17 protein-coding genes are annotated in these 20,941 nt (G+C 72.2%); 9 read left to right on the top strand and 8 right to left on the bottom strand.

The genetic code is table 11. From position 1 onward, the window contains the following. The first annotated feature begins 5 nt into the window (after positions 1 to 5). Positions 6 to 965, top strand: a complete 960-nt coding sequence (locus ACQP00_RS35645; RefSeq protein ID WP_433204280.1) for an acetylxylan esterase — start codon at positions 6 to 8, stop codon at positions 963 to 965. A gap of 23 nt (positions 966 to 988) precedes the next feature. Next, positions 989 to 1,564: a hypothetical protein gene (locus ACQP00_RS35640; RefSeq protein WP_433204277.1), complete on the top strand. Its 576-nt coding sequence runs from the start codon at positions 989 to 991 to the stop codon at positions 1,562 to 1,564. Here the strand turns inward: ACQP00_RS35640 and ACQP00_RS35635 are convergent. The 3 genes from ACQP00_RS35635 to ACQP00_RS35625 all read right to left on the bottom strand — a co-directional run bounded on the left by ACQP00_RS35635 (position 1,481) and on the right by ACQP00_RS35625 (position 4,541). Then, positions 1,481 to 2,443, bottom strand: a complete 963-nt coding sequence (locus tag ACQP00_RS35635; RefSeq protein ID WP_433204274.1) for an alpha/beta fold hydrolase — start codon at positions 2,441 to 2,443, stop codon at positions 1,481 to 1,483. The genes ACQP00_RS35640 and ACQP00_RS35635 overlap by 84 nt on opposite strands. Before the next feature lie 341 nt (positions 2,444 to 2,784). Then, positions 2,785 to 3,231: a hypothetical protein gene (locus tag ACQP00_RS35630; RefSeq protein ID WP_433204271.1), complete on the bottom strand. Its 447-nt coding sequence runs from the start codon at positions 3,229 to 3,231 to the stop codon at positions 2,785 to 2,787. Further along, positions 3,228 to 4,541, bottom strand: a complete 1,314-nt coding sequence (locus tag ACQP00_RS35625; RefSeq protein WP_433204268.1) for an O-antigen ligase family protein — start codon at positions 4,539 to 4,541, stop codon at positions 3,228 to 3,230. Before ACQP00_RS35625 ends, ACQP00_RS35630 begins: the two co-directional genes overlap by 4 nt. A gap of 242 nt (positions 4,542 to 4,783) precedes the next feature. On the opposite strand from ACQP00_RS35625, the gene ACQP00_RS35620 reads away from it, so the two are divergent. After that, complete coding sequence (locus tag ACQP00_RS35620) at positions 4,784 to 6,442, top strand: beta-1,3-glucanase family protein (RefSeq protein WP_433204265.1); 1,659 nt, start codon at positions 4,784 to 4,786, stop codon at positions 6,440 to 6,442. On the opposite strand, the gene ACQP00_RS35615 is transcribed toward ACQP00_RS35620, so the two are convergent. Beyond that, the gene (locus ACQP00_RS35615; RefSeq protein WP_433204262.1) at positions 6,437 to 7,546 is read right to left on the bottom strand and encodes a serpin family protein; all 1,110 of its coding nucleotides are present in this window, start codon (positions 7,544 to 7,546) and stop codon (positions 6,437 to 6,439) included. The two genes, ACQP00_RS35620 and ACQP00_RS35615, sit on opposite strands and share 6 nt — an antisense overlap. Before the next feature lie 61 nt (positions 7,547 to 7,607). Between ACQP00_RS35615 and ACQP00_RS35610 the strand changes: the two genes are divergently transcribed. After that, entirely contained in the window at positions 7,608 to 8,177 is a 570-nt protein-coding gene (locus ACQP00_RS35610; protein ID WP_433204259.1) for a hypothetical protein, read from the top strand. Here ACQP00_RS35610 and ACQP00_RS35605 read toward each other — a convergent pair. Further along, positions 8,149 to 9,249: a glycoside hydrolase family 53 protein gene (locus ACQP00_RS35605; protein ID WP_433204256.1), complete on the bottom strand. Its 1,101-nt coding sequence runs from the start codon at positions 9,247 to 9,249 to the stop codon at positions 8,149 to 8,151. The two genes, ACQP00_RS35610 and ACQP00_RS35605, sit on opposite strands and share 29 nt — an antisense overlap. Before the next feature lie 89 nt (positions 9,250 to 9,338). Further along, on the bottom strand, positions 9,339 to 10,190 hold the full coding sequence (locus ACQP00_RS35600) for a tetratricopeptide repeat protein (protein ID WP_433204253.1): 852 nt from the start codon (positions 10,188 to 10,190) through the stop codon (positions 9,339 to 9,341). A gap of 73 nt (positions 10,191 to 10,263) precedes the next feature. On the opposite strand from ACQP00_RS35600, the gene ligA reads away from it, so the two are divergent. Both ligA and ACQP00_RS35590 read left to right on the top strand, forming a co-directional pair. Continuing rightward, positions 10,264 to 12,318: an NAD-dependent DNA ligase LigA gene (gene ligA / locus ACQP00_RS35595; RefSeq protein WP_433204250.1), complete on the top strand. Its 2,055-nt coding sequence runs from the start codon at positions 10,264 to 10,266 to the stop codon at positions 12,316 to 12,318. Between the two features lie 2,785 nt (positions 12,319 to 15,103). Next, positions 15,104 to 15,481: a VOC family protein gene (locus ACQP00_RS35590; protein WP_433204247.1), complete on the top strand. Its 378-nt coding sequence runs from the start codon at positions 15,104 to 15,106 to the stop codon at positions 15,479 to 15,481. 43 nt (positions 15,482 to 15,524) lie between these two features. Here the strand turns inward: ACQP00_RS35590 and ACQP00_RS35585 are convergent, their stop codons facing one another. Further along, positions 15,525 to 17,495: a DUF6541 family protein gene (locus ACQP00_RS35585; protein WP_433204244.1), complete on the bottom strand. Its 1,971-nt coding sequence runs from the start codon at positions 17,493 to 17,495 to the stop codon at positions 15,525 to 15,527. A 184-nt stretch (positions 17,496 to 17,679) separates the two neighbouring features. Between ACQP00_RS35585 and ACQP00_RS35580 the strand changes: the two genes are divergently transcribed. The 3 genes from ACQP00_RS35580 to ACQP00_RS35570 all read left to right on the top strand — a co-directional run bounded on the left by ACQP00_RS35580 (position 17,680) and on the right by ACQP00_RS35570 (position 19,829). Further along, entirely contained in the window at positions 17,680 to 18,339 is a 660-nt protein-coding gene (locus ACQP00_RS35580) for a methyltransferase domain-containing protein (protein ID WP_433044709.1), read from the top strand. A 147-nt stretch (positions 18,340 to 18,486) separates the two neighbouring features. Then, positions 18,487 to 19,053 (top strand): RNA polymerase sigma factor, encoded by a 567-nt coding sequence (locus ACQP00_RS35575; RefSeq protein WP_433204241.1) that lies wholly within the window; start codon positions 18,487 to 18,489, stop codon positions 19,051 to 19,053. Beyond that, positions 19,050 to 19,829: a hypothetical protein gene (locus ACQP00_RS35570; protein ID WP_433204238.1), complete on the top strand. Its 780-nt coding sequence runs from the start codon at positions 19,050 to 19,052 to the stop codon at positions 19,827 to 19,829. The genes ACQP00_RS35575 and ACQP00_RS35570 overlap by 4 nt, the downstream gene beginning before the upstream one ends. 1 nt (position 19,830) lies before the next feature. Here ACQP00_RS35570 and ACQP00_RS35565 read toward each other — a convergent pair whose 3' ends face one another. Continuing rightward, the gene (locus ACQP00_RS35565) at positions 19,831 to 20,865 is read right to left on the bottom strand and encodes an LLM class flavin-dependent oxidoreductase (protein ID WP_433204235.1); all 1,035 of its coding nucleotides are present in this window, start codon (positions 20,863 to 20,865) and stop codon (positions 19,831 to 19,833) included. Positions 20,866 to 20,941 lie beyond the last annotated feature (76 nt).

Genomic DNA, 20,941 nt, shown 5'->3' with positions numbered 1-20,941 from the left:
CCGCCGTGCCGCTGTCCGACCTGACCCTCGACGAGTGCCTGACCTACCGCAGCGCCGCCCCGGAACCCGCCGACTTCGACGCGTTCTGGGGTGCACTGTCCCCGTCCGGTCCAGCCTCGTTCGTCGAAACTTCCACAAGCCTCAAAACGCTCCGGGTGTACGACGTGAGCTTCCCCGGCCACGCCGGCCAGCCGGTGCGGGCCTGGCTCGTCCGGCCCGCCGGCGCCGAGGGACCGTTGCCGTGCGTGGTGGAGTTTCCGGGGTACAACGGCGGCCGGGGACTGCCGGAGGACTGCCTGCTCTATGCGGCCGCCGGCTACGCGCACCTGTTCGTCGACGTGCGCGGCCAGGGCAGCGGCTGGCGGCGCGGCGACACCGAGGATTTTCCTCCTGAGGGGACCGGCCCGCAGTTCCCGGGCTTCATGACCCGCGGCATCCTCGACCCCGCGAAGCACTTCTACCGCCGCGTGATCGAGGACGCCGTCGCGGCCGTGCACGCGGCTCGGAGCTTCGACGGCGTCGACCCGGCCCGGATCGCGGTCACCGGCATCAGCCAGGGCGGCGGCCTCGCGCTGGCCGTCGCCGGGCTGGTGCCGGACCTGGCCGCGGTCGCCGCCGACGTCCCGTTCCTGTGTGACATGCGCCGCGGCGCCGAACGGGCCGCCACCGGGCCGTACCTCGAGGTCGCCGGCTACCTGAAGGTGCACCGGGACCGTACCGACACGGTCTTCGACACCCTCGCCCACTTCGACGGCGTCCACTTCGCCAAGCGCGCCACCGCCCCCGCCCTGTTCAGCGTGGCCATGATGGACACCACCTGCCCGCCGTCCACGGTCTTCGGCGCCTACCACACCTACGCCGGACCCAAATCCATCGAGGTGTACCACTTCAACGGCCACGAGGGCGGCGAGACCGTCCAGCACGCGGCCCGGCTGCGCTTCCTGGCCGGGGTACTGCAGCCGTAGATGATGTTGGATAGCATGCGCCGGTGACCAACGGGGAAATGACGGAAAAGCGCCGGCTGCCCGGCTTCGTGATCGGCGCCATCGTCGCGATCGGCTTCGGCACCGGCTTCATCATCGGCAACAGCGGGGGCCTGACCTCGCCCTGGCCCCTGATCCTGCGCGTGGCCGCCATCGTGGCCGCGGTGGTCCTGCTCATCGCCACCTTCCGCGCCGGCCGCCGGGTCGGGCCTTCCACGACCGCGGCGGCCCCGTCGTCCTCCTTCATGGGCCGCGGCTACTGGCTGGTCGTGCTGGTCGAGGCGATCGCCCTGTTCGGCGGCCTGTTCGTCATCAACGGCGTCCTGCACCGCTCGGAGGTCGCGGTGGCCTGGGTCGCCCTGGTGGTCGGCCTGCACTTCTACGGCCTGGGACGGGTCTGGCACACGCCGCTGTACCACTGGCTGGCGACCGGCATGACCCTCCTGGCCGTGGCCGGCTTCATCCTGTACTTCGCGGGCGCCAGTGCAGCAGCGATCTCACTCGTCGCGGGCGTGGGCTCCGGCGTGGCCCTGTACCTCGCGGTGCTCTGGCCGCTGCTGCAGTCGCGCCGCCCAGCTTAGGATCGCCTGGTTCGTCTCGTCCGGCAGTTCCTGCTGGATCCAGTGGCCGCAGTCCAGGCTGACCACCTCCACGTCCGGCACGAACTCGGCCAGCCGCTCGGACCGCAAAATCGCGTCGCGATCGCCGTAGATCATGAGCGCGGGCCGGCGGACGACCGGGTCGGCGGCGGCCAGCTGATGCCAGTCGCGGTCGAGGTTGCGGTACCAGTTGATGCCGCCCGTGAACCCGCTCGCCGCGAAGGCGGCCACGAACACGGCCAGCTCGTCGTCGCGCATGACCGGCTCGCCGAGGGGCTGCTCGGCCTGGGCGAGGTCGACCATCGACATGACCGGGGGTGCGTCTCTGCGGAACAGGTTGCGCAGGAACCGCTCCGGGTGCGCGTCGAGCACGGCGTCGGCGACCCCCGGCCGCCGGTTGAAGTGGACGAAGTAGAAGTCGGGGCCGGCCGCGGCCGCCATCGCCTCGATCCACGGGGTGTCGCCGCGCTCCTGGTACGGCAGGCTCAGCGCCACCAGGCCCCGCACCCGCTCCGGGTGCAGCAGGGCCAGCCCCCAGACGACGAAGGCGCCCCAGTCGTGGCCGACGAAGGTGGCATCGGCGTAGCCGTAGTGCTCGAGGAGCGCGACGAGATCGCCCGTCAGGTGCTCGATGTCGTAGTCGGTCACCGCGGCCGGCCGGGACGAGTTCCCGAAGCCCCGCTGGTTCGGGACGATGACGTGATAGCCGGCCGCGGCGAGCGCCGGCACCTGGTGGCGCCAGGAGTAGGCGTGCTCCGGCCAGCCGTGGCAGAGCACCATGGGGTTGCCGGCGTGCTCGCGGCCCGCCTCGAAGACCTCGAGCTGAACACCGTTGACGCGGACGAAAGTCGGTTCATGCATGCCGGCATCGTGCCGACGAAACAGGTCATCCCCTGACCGGATTGCCGTGCAAATCTTGCCGGCGTGCTTGCCGACCGGCTGACGGCCGTCCTCCTGCTGCTGCACCGGCTCGACATCGGCGGCACCACGGCCGACGGCCGCATCGAGGTCGTGATCCGCGGTGCTGCGCGTGTGCCATGCGTGGTCCGCGCGTGGTGTGGCGTGCTGCTCGCGTGCTGTGCGTGCTGCGCGCCTGGTGTGGCGTGCTCAGGGGCGTTGTCTGGGTGGTGGGGCTCGGTGGGGTGGGGGCCGGGTGGTCCGGTATGCCGGGAGCGCTCGGCATACCGGACCCTCGGCGTCGGTCAGCTCTCGACGTTGACGATGACTCGGCCGGTGGACAGCTGGATGTAGTCGAAGCCGTAGATGTTGGCGTTGCCGACGGCGTAGGCGTCGCCCTTCTTGAAGGGGGCGCCGCCGCCGCTGACGGTCACCGGGACCTTGACCTTCTGCGTGGCGCCGGTGCAGGAGGTGCGCGGGGCGTAGCCGGTGCCGGTGGTGGTCTTGTTGCCGACGGTCTGGGTGACGGAGACGTTCAGGTCGTAGTAGTCGCCGCTCGGGCAGGTGATGTTCAGCGTCACGACGGTCGCGGCGCCGTTGGCCTTCAGTTTGGCCTGCTTGACGATTTTCAGGGCGGCGGTGCCGTTGGACTCGGACTGCAGGTTGACGGCGGCGCCGGCCGGGACGGCGAAGGCGAGCACCGCGCCGAGGGCGAGCGCGCCGGCGCCGAGGTGGGACTTGCTGAGCTTCACTGTGGTTCCTCCCCGTTGATGGAAACTGCTGGTTCTTCGCTGCGGGGCTGGGCGGCCAGGCCGGTGAGCGCACCGACGAGCAGCGGTACGACCGCCAGCTCCCACAGGAAGTCAAAGGCGCTGTGCACGGCGAGCGCGGCGATGGCGGCCACCGCACCGGCCCACAGCGGATTGCCGACATCGCCACGCCGCATCAGCACGACGAGCGCGGCGATCAGGACGAGCAGACCCAGCAGGCCGACGGCGCCGAGGTCGACGAGCCACTGCAGGTACTCGTTGTGCACCCAGCGGCTCACCACCAGGTCGCCCTTGTAGTCGAACCAGAGGTAGCGCGCCTGGCCCGGGCCGCTGCCGAGCAGCGGGTGCTCGCGGGCCGTCTCCAGGGCCGAGCGCAGCGCGCCCGAGCGGCCCTGGGAGTCGAGGGTGAACCGGCGGTCCAGCACCTTGTCCAATGTGGACCGGTCGACGAGGAGGGCGCCGACGAGGGCCAGTCCCAGGGCGAACCAGGGGTGCAGGAGCGCGATCACGGCGCCCGCGGCGAGGCCGGCCAGGGCGATGAGGGGTTGCGGTGCGGCGGTTGCCGGGAACGAGGGCACCAGCGCGGCGGTGGCCACGGCGGCGCCCAGGGCGGCCGGGATCAGGTGGCGCAGGGCTTTGCGGCGGGGGCCGAAGAGCAGGAACACGGCGGTGCCGAGGGCGAAGGCGAGCGCCCCGGCGCGGCTGAGGGTGGCGCCGAGGCCGGAGATCGTGAGGTACAAGAGCAGGCTCTGGATCTTGGAAGGCCGGGCCGTGCACAGGGCGAGGGCCAGGAGCGCGCACGCCGCCAGGACGGCGGCGGCCGCGTTGGCGTAGGTGAGCGTCGATGCGCCGCGCCACAGGGTGGACTCGACGAGGACCGACCAGCGCTCGATGCGCCACGCCACGCCGGCCCAGGCGGTGATCGCGACCAGCGCGCCCAGGCCGGTGAGCCCGGCGGCCAGGTCCGTCGCGCGTGCCCCGCGGCCCACGACGACCCCGGCGATCAGGGTCAGCAGGGCGAGGCAGATGCCGGCCGCGTCGGCCAGGCCGCCCGCGGTCGCGGCCCGCAGAAGGGCCCACGCGGCGACGGCTCCCGCGATCAACCACAGTGGACGCAGCTCGAACCGTTGCCAGGCCAGGGCGAGCGCGATCAACGCGAGCGCGGTGACCAGGATGCGGCCCGGAAGGTAGAACCCGCCCTGGGCCACGACGCCGGCGGTGATGGCGGCCAGGACGGCCAGGGTTGGCGGCGCCCAACTGGGCCGAACCCGTTGCAGGACAAGCGAATCCATCAGAACCACCCTCCCCGTCAGAGTGTCTGTCGGGACCGACTATAGCGATCGGAGGCGATGCGTAGTGGTGGGCTTTCCGACAGAACCTTTCGCGCTCGCGAGGCGTTGCGGGCCGGGTGCATTGATTGACAACAATCTTTAAAGATGGCTAGGGTGAGAGCGCTCTCTACGCTCATCCCCGCCCTCGGAACCCGAGCTGAGAGAGCGCTCTCAAGCCTGCTTTCGGAACGGAGGACACCGCCATGTTCCTGCGACGAAGAATCCTCGGGCTGCTCGGCGCCGTCGCCCTGGCCGCCACCGGCGCGGCCGTCGCCGCCGCCCCGGCCGCCCACGCGATCGGCCCCGGCCTGCTGCCCGTCACCGTCTCCAACACCACCGGCCGCGGCGACGCCGTGTACCTGTACGTCATCGGCGTCCAGCTCAGCAGCGGCCGGCTCGGCTACGTCAACGCGGCCGGCACGTTCACCGCGTGGAGCGGCGGGCAGATCCCGCCCTCGCCCGCGCCGGACGTCTCGATCGGCGGGCCCGGCAACGGCGGCTCGACCACGCTGCGGTTCCCGCGCGGCTTCTCCGGGCGGGTGTACTTCTCGCTGGGGGAGAAGCTCAAGTTCTTCCTCACCCCGGACGGGCTCGTGCAGCCGGCTCCGTGGGCGGCTGGGGACGCGAACCAGAACATCCTGTTCGACTGGAGCGAGTTCACGTACAACGACGCCGGCCTCTGGATCAACAGCTCGCAGGTCGACATGTTCGCGGTGCCGCACGCCGTCACCGTCACGGGCGCCAGCGGCGCCACCCAGCGCACCGGCGACCTGGTCAACGACGGCCGCAACGCCGTCATCAACCAGCTCAAGGCCCAGTCCGGCTGGGCGAACAGCGTCTACACCCGCTCGGACGGCACGGTCCTGCGCGTCCTCGCCCCGGGCAAGGCGATCGGCGCCGGGCAGCTGCCCGCGAACGTGCTCGACTCGTACATCACGAGCGCCTGGAACGCGTACGCGAGCAAAACGCTGACCGTGGTGCCGTTCGCCGACCAGCCGAACACGAAGTACTTCGGCCGCACCTCGGGCAGCACGATGACGTTCACGAACGGCTCGGGCGCCGTGGTCGCCTCGTTCAACAGGCCCAGCAGCGCCGACGTGTTCGGCTGCGCCGGCAACCTGCCCGCCCCGAACGACCAGGTCGTCGGGCCGATCTCACGGACGCTGTGCGCGGCCCTGAACCGGGGCACCCTCGGCACCGTCGACACCCAGCCCGACCTCAACGCGGGCGGCTTCTACAAGAACAGCCCGACCAACCAGTACGCGCGGATCATCCACGCCAACATGGCCGACGGGCGCGCCTACGCGTTCCCGTTCGACGACGTCGGGCACTTCGAGTCGCTGGTGACCGACAACGACCCGCGCTCGGCGTCGATCATCCTCAGCCCGTTCGGGGCCGGCGGTGGCGGCACCGGCGGCGGTCCGATCTCGTCCACCACGTGGTACAGCACGGTGAACAAGACCAGCAGCAAGTGCGTCGACGCGCGCTCGTCGGGCACCGCGAACGGGACCGCGATCCAGCAGTACACGTGCAACAGCAGTTTCGCACAGCAGTACCAGTTCGCGCCGACCAGCAACGGTTACGTCCGGATCAACAACCGCAACAACGCGGCCCAGGTCCTCGACGTGAACGGGGTGTCGACGGCCGACGGCGCGGTGGTGCACCTGTGGGCGTACGGCGGCGGCCTCAACCAGCAGTGGCTGCCGGTCTCCGAGGGCGGCGGCTACTACCACTTCGTGAGCCGCAACAGCGGGAAGTGCCTGGACGTGCCCTCGGCGTCCACGGCCGACAGCGTGCAGCTGCAGCAGTGGACGTGCAACGGCTCGGGCGCCCAGTCCTTCCGGCTGACCGCCCAGTCATAGCTCCGGCTCGGCGAGTTCGGGTTCCTCGACCCAGCCCGCGACCAGCACCAGGCCGGTCGCTCGGTGCACGGCGAGGAACCCGAACGGCCGGTCGAAGTTCACGCTGACAAGCCGTTTCTTGTACTGGTACTGCGGCCGGAACGCGCCCGCCAGCACCATCGACATCCCGGTGACCGCGGCCGCCTTGAAGCCCGTCGCGCTGAACTCGGCCACCGCGTCCTGGCGGGCCTGGTCGACGGCGAGCGGCACCGGGCTGACGCCGGAGAAGTGGCCCTCGTCGCGGTCGGTGGCCGCGGCGAGCCCGAACACCGCGGCGTCCTTGAGCAGGTCATGCCGGCCCTCGACGCGGAACCGCACCGTGTCCACCAGCAGTTCCGGCTCGTCGTCGGCGGCCTCGATCTCCCGCACGCTGATCCCGGGGCCCTCGGTCGACGCGCGGGCCGGGGCGCTGATCGCCGCCGGCAGCACCTCGCTCGCCGGGCGGCCGGGCTCGCCCAGCGCCAGCACCACGTCGACGTCGTCGGCGCCGGTCACCGTGAGCAGCGTGACCGGGCCGCCCTCGGTGCCGGCGACCCGCAGCTCCTGCAGGCCGCGGGTCCGGCGCGAGAGCCCGTTGAGGTCCCGGCCGGCCCACGGTCCGGACTGCGGGCATCTGGGGATGCCCGTGAAGGGCGAAGACCATGTCGTTTGTACGGCCAGTGCGCTCGCCAGCACCATCAGCGTGTCCTCGCCGACCTGGATCGGCATGGCCGGAATCGCCCCGGCGGTCTGCTCGTCGGCCCAGGCGTCGAGCACCGGCTGGTCGGTCCCCGGGTCGCCGGTCAGCGGCCCGCGCCGCGCGGCCGGGACGGCGGCCACGAACGCGTCGGTGAGCGGCACGTCGGTGCGCGACCACACGGCGGTGGCCATCCGGGTGGTCGGCGAGTCCGGCAGGTCGAGCGGCTCCGGGGCGACCGCGAGCAGGTCGTCGCGCACCTGCCCGTCGGCGAACGGGGCGAGGAGGGCCAGCAGGACGTACACGCCGGGGCCGGACAGCACGGTGTTTCCCGTGTCCACTGTGGACGTCCAGCGGGCCGTGAGGGCGTTCGCATTCGCGGTCGTCATGCCCGCAGCCTACCCACGGTATGAACGGACATTTCCCCGCGATTCCCCATATGCTGGACGAATGGCAGTTGATGTGCGTCCCGCGTACGAGGCGATGCTCGCGGCCCAGGTCGCGCCGCGGCTGCGGGCGCTGGGCTTCGCGGACGATTACCGGCGCCGGGAGGCCGACGGCGGGGCGATCGCGATCGACTTCGTCGGCGAGGGCGCCACGTTCCCGGGCCAGGTGGCGTTCGCGATCGAGGTGCGGGCCGCGACCGGGCGCTGGGTCGCGTACGCGCGCGAGACCGGGGCCGACGAGCTTGCCCAGGTCTGGGGGCGGGTGGCGCCGCCCGCGGGGTACGGCTTCCATCTGGGCAGCGACGACTGGAACCTGCGCACGGCGGCGGACGCGCCCGGCTACGGCGCCGAGGTGAGCCGGCTGCTGTCCGACGTCGTCGTGCCGGGCCTGGAGCGGCACCTCGCGCTCAACGCGGCCCTGGAGCGCGCGGTCGCCGAGGGGCAGGCGGTGGCGGCCTTCGAGCCGCCGCCCGCGCTGCCCGGGATCATCAACCGGATGTCGTACCTCGGGCCGGACGACCCGTACGTGAGCTGGTTGCGCGGTGCTACGGCTTCCAGGACACGTTCGGATTGAGGTGCCCGGTCCAGTCGAACAGGGTCATGTTGTCCCACTGGTTGCCCGTACCGTTGATGTTCGCCGGGTCCCAGCCGTTGCCGGGAATGGCGTACCAGGTCGGCTCCCAGTAGAAGACCCCGACGGCGCCGGCCGAGCGGGCGGTGTTCTGCACGGCGGTGAACTCGGCGCCCTGGCCCTGCCACGTCGCCGGATAGCCGGAGCACGGGGCCGAGCCGCCGATCGCGTTGGGTTCGGAGTCCGCGTCGGCCGCCGTGAACGGGTACGCCGTCTCGGCCAGCACGACCGGCTTGCCGTACCGGGTGCGCACGTCGTTGATGACGGCGGACAGGTTCGCGAGCGTGCCGTGCCACATGCAGTAGTACGACAGGCCGGTGATGTCCCAGGCGACGCCCTTGGCCCGGATACCGTCGTAGAACCAGCGGGCGTGCGCGTCGCTGTCGGCGTCGGCGGTGTGGATGATGACGCTGGTGCCGCTGTTGCAGGCCTTGGTCGCGGTGTAGCCGGACTTGAGCAGCAGGCTCAGGTTGGTGAAGTCGTTGTTGACGACCTTTCCGTCGTTCCACAGCATGCCGACGTTGATCTCGTTGCCGATCTGCACGCTGTCGGGCGTGGTGCCCTGGGCCTTGAGCGCGTTGCACACCGACAGGGTGTAGTTGTAGACGTCGGTCTGCAGCTGGCCGATGCCGTGCGACGCCCACGCGGCCGGCTTGTACTGCTTGCCCGGGTCGGCCCAGGTGTCGGAGTAGTGGAAGTCGATCATCAGCTGGAGGCCCTTGGCCTTGGCCGCGCGGGCCTGGACGAGGACCTTGGCGAGGTTGTTGTACCCGCTCGCCGGGTTGTTCCAGACGCGCAGGCGGACGTAGTTGACGCCGGCGCCCTTGAGGATGTCGAGGGGGTCGGCGGGGGTGCCGGAGGCGTTGTAGTACCGCGCGCCGAGGTCCAGGCTGCGCTGCAGCGAGGACACGTCGGCCCCGCGCATGCTGATCGTGGCCGCGCCCGCGGGGGAGGCGTTGGTGAGCGCGACGGCGGCGCCGAGCGCGACGGCGGCCAGGTAGGCGGTTCTTCGCACTGGAACGCTCCTCTGGTCCGGAGGGTGTGAGCGCTCACAGTCTCCGAGCGGGATCGTAGTGCGTCAATGTTTTCACGGCCGTTGCAGGATTACGGGCGTTGCAGGCCGAGCTGGGCGAGCCACTCGTCAACCGGGTGGCCCATGTCCTCGGCCCGGTCCAGCCACTCGGCCGCCAGGCGCTCGTCGCGGGGCACGTCGCCGCCCATGAGGTACATGACGCCGAGCGTCGCCGCCGCCCGCGCGTTGCCCGCCTGGGCCGAGCGCTCGTAGTACGACAGGGCGAGCGCGGGGTCCAACGGGGCGCCGTTGCCGGTCGCGTGCGCGGCGCCCATGTTGTACAGCGCCCGGGGCTGGCCGAGCTCCGCCGCCGCGCGCAGCCAGCGGGCCGCCTCCCCGTCGTCGCGCTCCACGCCGGTGCCGGTGGAGAACAGCACGTACAACTCGAAGGCCGCATCGGCGTCACCCTGCCCGGCCGCGCGCAGGTGGTGCTCGATCGCGCCGCCCGGGTTGCCGAGCCACTGCTGCAGCAGCCCGTACTGGTAGCCGGACGCCGGGTCCTGCCGGGCGTGCGGGCGCAGCAGGGCGCGGGCCGCCTCCTGGGCCGGCACCGACGCCTCCCGGCAGCACTGGGCGAACAGCAGCGCGCCGTCGCGGTCGCCCAGCGCGGCGGCCTCGGCGAAGCTGCGCAGCGCCCGGCCGCGGGGGTGGTCGGCGGGGTCGTCGAAGGGCAGCTGCGGGGACCACGGCGCCGGGGGGAGGCGGTCGCCGTCGGTACCCAGATAGGCCAGGCCCAGCTCGCGCCAGGCGCGGGCGCTGCCGGCCCGGCCGGCCGTGCTCAGGCCGGCGACCAGGGTGTCGGTGGCGGAGAGGGGGAGCAGGCCGATCATCAGGTCGCCGCGGTTGATGCGCTGGGCCAGCTCGACGTAGTCATCCTCGGTCACGTTCCGATTTTGTCGTACGCGGTTGGATCTCGCCGCGCGGTTTTTTGTCGTACCCCTTTACTAGGCTGCTGGCATGGTCGATGAGCGCTTCGAGTCCCCCGCCGAGTACCACGCCGCGATCGAGCGGATCAGGGACGCCGCGGCCGCGTACTACAGCGGGCCCGACCTCGCCATGGACGACGCGGACTACGACGTGCTCATGCGGCGGGTCGCGGCCACCGAGGCGGCCCACCCGGAGTGGAAGCCCGAGGACTCCCCGACCGAGGTCGTCGCGGCCGGCGCGGGCGTGGTCGGCGACGTCGTGCACAGCGAGCCGATGCTCAGCCTCGACAACGTCTTCGACGAGGAGACGCTGCGCCGGTGGGCGGCCCGCCTCGACAAGCTGCTCGGCCGCCCGGCGGCCGGCTACACCGTGGAGCCGAAGATCGACGGGCTGGCCATCGCCGCCCGCTACGAGTCGGGCCGGCTCGTGCAGGTGGCCACCCGCGGCGACGGCCGGGCCGGCGAGGACGTCACCGGCCAGGCCCGGCGGGCGGCCGGCCTGCCCGAGAAGCTCACCGACCCGGTGACGATCGAGGTGCGCGGCGAGGTCTTCATGACGGAGGCCGACTTCGAGATCGCCAACGGCATGCGCACCGCGACCGGCGAGCCGCCGTTCGCCCACCCGCGCAGCGCCGCTGCGGGCACGCTGCGGGCGCAGGACCGCACGTACGACGCCCCGATGTCCTTCCTCGCCTACGGCGTGCGCGGGCTGGGCGACGGCCCGCACTCGGCCGCGATGGCGGAGCTCAACCGGCTCGGCGTCGCCTCCACCGCCGGGATGCCGGTGTGCGCGACGATCGAGGAGATCCTGGCCGCGGTGCGGGAGCTCAACGAGCACCGGGCCACCCTCGGCTACGGCATCGACGGCGCCGTCATCAAGGCCGACCAGCCCGCCGACCGCGACCAGGCCGGTTCGTCGAGCCGGGCACCGCGGTGGGGGATCGCGTACAAGTTCCCGCCGGACACCCGGACCACCCGGCTGAAGGCGATCGAGGTGCAGATCGGGCGTACCGGCGTCATCACCCCGGTGGCCGTCCTCGAACCGGTCCAGATCAGCGGCGTCATCGTCACCTCGGCCACCCTGCACAACTTCGACGACCTGGTCCGCCGCAACGTCCGCCCCGGCGACACCGTCTTCGTCCGCCGCGCCGGCGACGTCATCCCCGAGATCACCGGAGCCAAGCTCGACGAGCGCCCGGCCGACGCCCAGCCCTTCGAGCCCCCGGTCACCTGCCCCCGCTGCGGCGGCGAGATCGACCGCACCCAGAAGCGCTGGCGCTGCACCACCGGCCGGGCCTGCGGCGCGCGCGAGGCCCTGTCCTACTACGCCAGCCGCGACTGCATGGACATCGAGGGCCTCGGCGGCAAAATCATCGACATGCTCATCGCCGCCGGCCGCGTCACGGATCCCGCCGATCTCTACGACCTGGACGCCCCGACGCTCATGACCTTCGACCGGATGGGCGAGGTCTCGGCGGCCAAGCTCGTCAACGCCATCCAGGCCTCGAAGGCGCAGCCCCTGGGCCGCGTACTGACCGGCCTCGGCGTACGGATGACCGGCCGCTCGATGTCCCGCCGGCTGGCCGCGCACTTCGGTTCGATGGAGGCCTTGCTGGCCGCCACCCCGCTGGATCTTCAGGCGGTCGAGGCGGTCGGGCCGGAGCGGGCGGTGACCATCGCGGCGGAGCTGGCCGAGCTGCGCCCGGTGATCGACCGCCTGACCGCGCGCGGGGTCAACATGGCCGAGCCCGACTTCCGCCCGCGTGCCGCTTCCGACGATTCTTCCCCGTCCGGGTCCGGGTCCGCGTCCGGTTCTGCGGACGGGGTGCGGTTGCCGCTGCAGAAGGAGGACGGGTCGCCGATGACCGTGGTGGTGACCGGTTCGGTGCCGGGTCTCACGCGCAACGAGGGCAACGAGGCGGTGGAGCGACTGGGCGGTCGGTCATCGGGCTCGGTGTCGAAGAAGACCGACCTCGTCGTGGTGGGAGAGGGCGCCGGTTCGAAGGCGGCCAAGGCGGAGGAGCTGGGCATCGAGATCATGCCGGCCGAGACGTTCGCCGAACTGCTGTCCACGCTTGGCGCGTGACCTTCCGCGCCCTCCCGGCGGTTAGCTTCGGCACGCGTGGGGCGGTTGGCCTTCCGCGCGCGTGGGCGCCTGACCTTCCGCGCGCTTCCGGCGGTTGGCTTCGGCGTGCGTGGGCGGTTGGCCTTCCGCGCGCTTTGGGCGGTTGACCTTCCGCGCGCGTGGGCGCCTTGGCCTTCAGCGCGCGTGGGGCGCCTGACCGTCCACGCGGTTGCGGCGGGTCGGCCGGGTGTGCGCGTTAGCAGCGAACTGCTGTGCGTCTGGGCGGCGTTCGCGCTCGGGACGGCCGCGCTCGGGGTGGCCGCGCTTGGTGGCCGCGCGCTTGCGGCGGTCGTCCTTCGGCGCGCGTGCGGCGCCTGACGTTCCGCGCGCGTGGGGCGGGCCGTTGGCCTTCCACGCGCGTGGGGCGCCTGACTATCCGCGGTGGTTGCGGCGGGCCGGCTGGGTGTGCGCGTCAGGGGCTGGCTGCTGTGCGTCTGGGCGGCGTTCCGCGCTCGGGGCGGCCGCGCGCTCGGGGCGGCCGCGCGGTTGGTGGCCGCGCGGTTGGTGGCCGCGCGCTTGCGGCGGTTGTCCTTCGGCGCGCATGGGGCGCCTGACTTCCGCGCGCATTGGGCCGTCTGACCTTCCGCGCGCGTGGGGCTGGCGGTTGGCCTTTCGCGCGTGGGGGGGCGTCTGACTTTCCGCGCGGTTGCGGCGGGCTGGCTGGGTGTGCACGTGGGGGGTTGACTGCTGTACGTCTGGGGGGAGTTCGGCGCTCGTCGCGGGCGCGCGCTTGTGGCGGTTGGCCATCGGCGTGCGTGCGGCGCCTGACCTTCGCGCGTGGGGCGCCTGACGTTCCGCGCGCCGCGCGTGGGGCGCCTGACTTTCCGCGCGTGGGCGGGCGGTTGGCCTTCCGCGCACGTGGGGCGCTTGACTTTCCGCGCGGTTGCGGCGCCCGACCTTCCGCGCGGTGGTTGCGGCGGGCCGGCTAGGTGTGCGCGTTAGGGGTTGACTTCTGTGCGTCTGGGCGGCGTTCGGCGCTCGGGGCGGCCGCGCGCTTGCGGCGGTTGGCCTTCGCCGTGTGTAGGGCGCCTAACCTTCCGTGCGGCGCGCGTGGAGCGCCTGACCTCCGCGCGGCGTGCGGGGCCGCCTGACCTTCCGCGCGTGGGGCGGGCGGTTGGCCTTTCGCGCGCGTGGGGCGCCTGACTTTCCGCGCGGTTGCGGCGCCTGACCATCGCGCGCTTCCGGCGGGCTGGCTGGGTATGCGCGTGGGGGGTTGACTGCTGTGCGTCTGGGCGGCGCTCGGGGCGGCCGCGCGCTTGTGGCGGTTGGCCATCGGCGCGCGTGCGGCGCCTGACCTTCGCGCATGGGGCGCCTGGCTTTCCGCGCGCCGCGCGTGGGGCGCCTGACTTTCCGCGCGGCGTGCGTGGGGCGCCTGACTTTCCGCGCGTGGGGCGGGCGGTTGGTTTTTCGCGCGCGTGGGCGTCTGACTTTTCCGCGCGGTTGCGGCGCCTGACCTTCCGCGCGGTGGTTGCGGCGGGCTGGTTGGGTGTGTGCGTTAGGGGCTGACTGCTGTGCGTCCGGGTGGCGTTCCGCGCTCGGGGCGGCCGCGCGCTTGGTGGCCGTGCGTGTGCGGCGCCCGACCTTCGGCGCGCGTGGGGCGCCTGACTTCCGCGCGCATTGGGCCACCTGACCTTCGGCGCGCATGGGGCGGGCGGTTGCCTTCCGCGCGCGTGGGGGCGTCTGACTTTCCGCGCGTGGGGTGGGCGGTCGGCCTTCCGCGCGCGTGGGGCGCCTGACTCTCCGCGTGCCGCGCGTGGGGCGCCTGACCTACCGCGCGCCGCGTGTGCGGCGCCCTGACTTTCCGCGCGGCGTGCGTGGGGCGCCTGACTTTCCGCGCGCGGGGTGGGCGGTTGGCCTTTCGCGCGCTTGGGCGTCTGACTTTCCGCGCGGTTGCGGCGCCTGACCTTCGCGCGCTTCCGGCGGGCTGGTTGGGTGTGCGCGTTGGGGCTGACCGCTGTGCGTCTGGGTGGCGTTCGGTGCTCGGGGTGGCCGCGCGCTTGCGGCGGTTGGCCTTCGGCGCGCGTGGGGAGCCCGATCTTCCGCGCGGCGTGCGTGGGGCGCCTGACTTTCCGCGCGGCGTGCATGGGGCGCCTGACCTTCCGCGCGTGGGGCGGGCGGTTGGCCTTTCGCGCGCGTGGGCGTCTGACTTTCCGCGCGGTTGCGGCGCCTGACCTTCGCGCGCTTCCGGCGGGCTGGCTGGGTGTGCGCGTTGGGGCTGAGTGCTGTGCGTCTGGGCGGCGTCCGCGCGCTCGGGGTGGCCGCGCGCTTGGTGGCCGGGCGTTTCCGGCGGCTGACCTTCTGCGTGCCTCGGGCGGCTGGGTGTGCGCGTCGGGGCTGACTGCTGTGCGTCGGGGTAGCTGCTGCGTGCTCGGGTCGGCTGCGTGCTCGGGGTGGCTGCGTGCTCGGGGTGGCTGCGTGCTCGGGGTGGCCGCGTTCGGGGTGGGCCCCGCGCTTCGGGTGGGCCGCGCGCCGCGGGCTGGGCCGCGCGTCTCGGGGTGGGCCGCGCGTCTCGGGGTGGGCCGCGCGCTTCGGATGGCTGCGTGTTCGGGGTGGCTGTGCGCTTCGGGTGGCCGCGTGTTCGGGGTGGCCGCGCGCTTCGGGTGGGCCCCGCGCTTCGGGCGGCCGCGAGTTCGGAGTGCCTGTGCGTTCGGGGTGGTCGCGCGTTTAGGTCGTTGAGCTGCGGCGTTGGCGGGCGGGGGAAATCTCTCTACACTGTAGAAGGTTTTCTCGCCTTGGGAGGTCAGCAGTGCGGGTCAGTGCGTCGGCGGTGTCGTTGAACGTGCGGGACGTGGCCGCGTCCAGTGGGTTTTTGCAGGAGCAGTTCGGGTTTCGGGAGGAGATGGCGGCCGACGGGTTCGCGTCGCTCACCCGGGACGATGTGGGGCTGAACGTCATCTTCCTGCGGTGCGGGCTTCCCACGCTCCCCGTGGAGCAGCGGGACGTGCACGCCGCGGGGATGATTCTCGCGTTCGTGGTTGACGACCTCGAGGGGGAGCTGGCGCGGCTGGAGCGGGCCGGGGTGGCGATCACCATGCCGCTCACGACCGAGGAGTGGGGGGAGCGGGCCTTTCAGGTGCGCGATCCCAACGGTGTGATCGTTCAGCTGGTCGACTGGAACGGCTGAAAGGGGGAGCGCCCGTGCGGGGTGGCACGGGCGCTCCGGGCCGTCAGTGGGTGATTTTCCAGATCCAGACGTCGGCGACGTGCTTGCCGGGGCCGAAGAGCTGGTCGGCGGTCTGGCGCACGGCCTCGCTGTTCGCGTGCTGGTCGGGCAGGACCAGGGCGTCGGCCTGCCAGTACGCGAGGTCGGTCTTGGCCTGGGCGACCTGGTCGGGTGTGACCTGCGGGACGGTGCCGTCGCCGGCCACGGTGTTGATCAGTTCCATGGTGGGGCGGACCTTGGCGTTGAACACCGCGGACTTTTCCGGGTCGTCCTCGTTCGGGATGAGGAAGTAGCCGCCGGCGACGCGGAAGTCCAGGTCGTTCTCGGTGCTCCAGCGCATCGCGTCGAGACCCTCCCACCAGCCCAGCGGCAGGGCTACCACCACGCCGTTCTCGGGGATCTCCGCGCGCCAGGTTCCGGTGGCGAAGAACGCCGGGATGGCCGAGCGCGGGGAGGCCGGCTGCGGGGTCGGGACCAGCGGGACCAGGGCGACGATCAGCGCCACGGCCCACAGCCAGCGGGAGGCGGGCGTCGTCTCCTCGGCCTCCGGGCGGCGGATGTCCGTCTTGACGTCCACCGCGCCTTCGGACGAATCCGGCGACGCGGACTCCTCGGCGAGCAGGACTCCGGCCGGGGCCGGTTCGCGGCCGCCGATGGCGCCGCCGGGGGTGTCGGCCGTTTCGGTGGAATCGTCTGGCGTGTCGGTGGGGTGGGGGCTGCCGACGGTACCGGCGGATCCGTCCGATTCGGTGGACTTCGCCGGGTCGAGGGCCTTCGCGCCCATGACGTAGCGGTCGACGAGCAGGGCCAGCAGGACGCCGATGAGCGGGGCCAGCACCAGGCCCAGCCGGGTCGGCACCACGGAGTCGAACAGTGGCAGCTCGTGGACCCACTTCCACGGGCCGTGCCAGCTGGTCTCGCGGCCCTTGTACTTGATCGTGGTGCCGAGGGAGAGCACCGCGAACAGGGCCGCGGTGATGATCAGGGCGCGGGCCGCGCGGTGCCGCCAAAGGGCCACGGTCGCGGCCAGCATCAGGCCGATCAAGGGCCAGCCGAAGAACGTGTTCTCCTCCGTCGGGCCGCCCATTTTGTCGATCGTCGACAGATCGTCGGGCGCGAAAATCGAGCGGCGGCTGAACTCCTTGAACGACGCGAGATCGCTGCTGAAACCGTGCACGAAATCGGGCAGTCCGTGGTACGCCTGCGGGCCGAAGAACTGGTGGTACAGCGGCACGGCGAGCAGGGCCCCGGCCGCCACCCCGCCGACGAGGAGGGCGGGCAGGGCGGAGCGCACGGCCGGCAGGTACTCCCGCGGGCGCAGGTACGCGACCAGGAACACGAACAGCGCCACGGCCGTGAGGAACAGGATCTCCTCGTTGATGAAGCACTGGTACAGCACCACGGCGCCCAGGATCAGCCCGCGCCGCAGGACCGGGCCGGGCTCGCGCAGCCGCAGGACGTTCCAGACGATGAACGGGATCAGGAACTGTCCGGCGATGTTCGGGTGGGCCGTGCTCTGCGAGATCATCGACGGGGCGAAACCACAGAACAGCGCACCGACGTACGCGGCGACCCGGGATGTGACAACATGCCGGGAAAGAATGAAATACCACGCGGCCGCGGTGCCGGCGAGGGCGATGGTGTCCATGAGCACCAACGTGACGCCCGCACCGAACAGTAACGTGATCGGCGCCAACGGTAATGCGAGTCCGAGAACGGATGTGTTCGCCATGAGATTGACGCCGGCCGGCGCATTGAGTTGATCGGTGAAGAACGGGTTGTCACCGTGCGTGAAGAGGCGTGCCGCATGCGTCAGCACCCACTCGAAGAAGATCTGATCCTGACCGTTGTCGGCGAACATCCGGCCTTGTGGATCGGCCCACAGGTGCTGGAGCACCAGCACGGCGCACGCGACATAAGTGAGCAGCGCCAGCGCCGCGGCCCGGACCTCGCGGGTCTTCTCCCCGAATTTCACGGTGACACCATAGTTGCCGCTCGAAGTGCGCCGCAGGGGCTGGCGGGGGACTATCAACGCCGATACACTACGCCAGTTCTGCCAGACATGATCAGTATTCACGTAGGGGTGCAGAGTGCCGAATCCGGACGCGGCAATCCTCGGAGACCAGGCCATCCAGTCGGAGGTGCTCGAGGGTCTGGCGATGGCGAAGAACCATCGCAAGTGGTTCGTGGCGTTCGCGACGCCTTACCTCGGCGACCACCCGATCGAGGTGTCCGCCGGTCTCGGTGACTACGCCGCGGAATGGCTCGAGCACACCGAGAAGATGACGCTGACCGAGGCGGAGCACAGCCGCATCGTGGCGCTCAAGGAACGGTTCTCCGACCACGCGGGCGTCTCCGTGCGCGAGCTGCTGCTGCCGAGCGACGTGAGCGCGGACCACAGCGCCGCGATCTCGTACAACGTGCTCGAGCACATCGACGACGACATCGGCGGCCTGCGCACCATGCGCTCGCTGGTCCGCCCGGGCGGCTACGTCATCAACGTGGTGCCGGCCTTCCCGTTCGCGATGGGCCCGGCGGACATCGCCACCGGCCACGTGCGCCGCTACACGAAGAAGACGATGCGGGCGGCCATGGACGCCGCCAACCTCGAGGTCGTGAAGCTGCACTACGCGAACTCGCTGGGCCTCATCGGGTACTACGTGTCGACCTGCCTGCTCAAGCAGATGCCCGGCCCCGGCCCGATGGTCAAGTTCTACGACACCACCGTCGCGCCGCTGACCCGGTTCATGGAGCGCGGCTTCCGGCCGCCCTTCGGCCAGTCGGTCATCGCGATCGGGCGGCGGCCGCTCAACGGCTGATCGCTTTCGCGCTCGCGTCGCCCCAGGGATTCTTGCCCTGGGGCGATTTGCGTTTCCGCCGGCATTCGTGCGCCATTTCGGACATTTCCGAAATGCGACGGAAAGGCGGGCACGCAACGCGGGGAGGGGTGCCGGCCATGAACAGATGTGACCACCGAGTTGCAGCCCTCCGACCGTGAGCTCTGGGCGTCGTGCCGGGACGGCGACGGCGACGCCTTCGGGCGGCTGTTCGACCGGCATGCCCGCGCCGTGTACAACCACGCGTTCCGCCTGACCGGCTCCTGGGCCGCCGCCGAGGACGTCACCCAGGCCACGTTCCTGGTCGCCTGGCGCCGCCGCGGCGAGGTCGAGCCGGCCGGCGGGGCGGTCCTGCCCTGGCTGCTCGTCGTGGCCGGCAACACCGCCCGCGGCGAGGGCCGGGCCCTGCGCCGCCGGCTCGCCCTGCTGCACCGGGTGCCGCCCCCGCCCGACGTGGCCGACCCGGCCGACGAGGTGGCGGCCAGGCTCGACGACGAACACCGGATGCGCGCCATCCTGCGCCAGATCCGCCGCCTGCCCCGGGCCGAACGCGAGGCGGTCGCGCTCTGCCTGTGGTCCGGCCTGTCCTATGTGGACGCCGCCGCGGCCGTCGGGGTCGCCCCGGCGACGATGCGCTCCCGGGTGAGCCGCGCCCGGGCCCGGCTCGGCACCCTGCTGCAGGAGGAGGACGCATGAACCTGCCCACCGAACGCGACCTGCCCGCCGCGACCGCCACCCGCATGCGCGCCGACCTCGTGGCCGCGACCCGCCCTTCCCTCCCGGCACCGTACCGGTTGCGCTGGGCCCTGGCCGTGGCCGCCGCGGTCGTGCTCGTGCTGGTGCTCCCCGCGTTCATCTGGGGCGGCCGCGGACACGGTCCCGCGGTCATCGCGATGGGCCCGGACGAGCCGTTGCCGCAGTTGCGGAAGGCGACCGCGGCGTGCCTGGACTGGAACCGGAACCACTACCAGCCGCTGCCGGTGGACCCGCCCGACCTGGCCGTCGCCGGTTCCGACGGGCAGGTGGGGTTCCTGTTGTACATCAACCACACCGGCTACCTCGCCTGCACCATCGACCACATCGACGACCCCGGCCGGGGCGGCGGCTTCGACACCGAGGGCTGGATCGACCCGACGACCGTGCCGGGCCCGGTCCAGACCCTGCTGGGCAGCGCCTCCGAGGACTTCGGCGGCACGGTGGCCCTGGCCGGCCGGGTCTCGGACCGCGTCGTCAAGCTCGTCCTGGAGCACGGCGACGGCCACGCGACGACGGCCCGCATCGAGCACGGCGCCTTCGGCCTGATCGCCGACGGCGTCCGCGGCAACGCCGAACTGGTCGCCTACGACGCCGCCGGCGCCGAGATCTACCGCGCCCCCCGGCTCGCACCGCGCCCGGACCGCAAGGAGGAGTGCCGCCCGGTCCCGCCGGCCCCGTCGTGCGCGAAACCGGAGCCGTGGGCCGGGAGGAACTGAGCTACGCGGTGGCCGGCCGCCAGCCGAGGGCCGGGCCCAGGTGCGTGGCGATGTCGGTCAGGATCTGCACGTAGTCCTCGTGCTCGAAGGCGAACGGCAGCGCGAACGCCACCTCGTCGATCTCGCGGAAGGCGGCGTGCGCGCACAGCCGCTCGGCGATCTGCTCGGCCGGCCCCACCAGGTCCGGCGCGAACATCATCCGCGCCGGGCCCTGCGGGGTGGCGGTGCGCGGCGTGCGCTGCTCGGCGTACGCCGCGTACTTCTCCCGCTGCGCCGCCGTCGCGCTGTCGGTGGGGATGACGACGAGGCCCTGGGACACGCGGGCCCGCGCGCCGTCGGGGTGGGCGGCGCGGAATGCCCGCACGTGGGACAGCTGAATGGCCGCGAAGTCCGGCGCCGCGTCGTGCGGGTCCTCGGCCTTCACCACGCTGCTGGTGAGCAGGTTCATCCCGTGCGCGCCGGCCCACTGCGACGAGCGCAGACTGCCGCCGCCGTACCACATCCGGCCCCGCAGCCCCGGCGAGTGCGGCTCGACGCGGTCCGAGAAGACCTCGAAGCCCTCCACGCCCGAGAAGTCGCTGGCGGGCTCCCCGCCGACGAAGGACAGCAGCCGCTCCACCCGCGCGTACGTGAAGTCCTCGGCGTCGGCCGTGTCCGGGTACAGGGCGCCGCGGACGTGCTCCCACTGCATCGGCGGCCCGACGCTCAGGCCCGGGTTGAGCCGCCCGCCGGACAGCAGGTCGACGGTGCCCAGGTCCTCGGCCAGGCGCAGCGGGTTCTCCCACCCCAGCGGCGTGACCGCGGTCCCCAGCTCGATCCGCGACGTCCGCTGCGAGGCGGCGGCGATCACGGTGAGGGGCGAGCTGATCCCGTACTGCAGATGGCGATGCCGCAGCCACGCACTGTCGAACCCGAGCCGCTCCCCGAGCGCGATCACCTCCAGGGTCGACTCGTGCCCGGCCGCCGGCTCCGCGGGATCGAACAGGCCAATGGTGAGAAAGCCCAGCTTGCGCAGGGGCACTCCGGCTTCGGGCATCGCGCGCTCCTCGAGTGTTTCATGTGGACGGTGCCGGGGGTATGGATCGACCAGTCCGAACCCGCACCCCGGAGGC

Source organism: Dactylosporangium sp. CS-047395, from assembly GCF_050942185.1.
GTDB lineage: Bacteria > Actinomycetota > Actinomycetes > Mycobacteriales > Micromonosporaceae > Dactylosporangium.
Note: the sequence above shows the minus strand (reverse complement) of the source record. Positions and strands in the feature narration are given on the sequence as shown.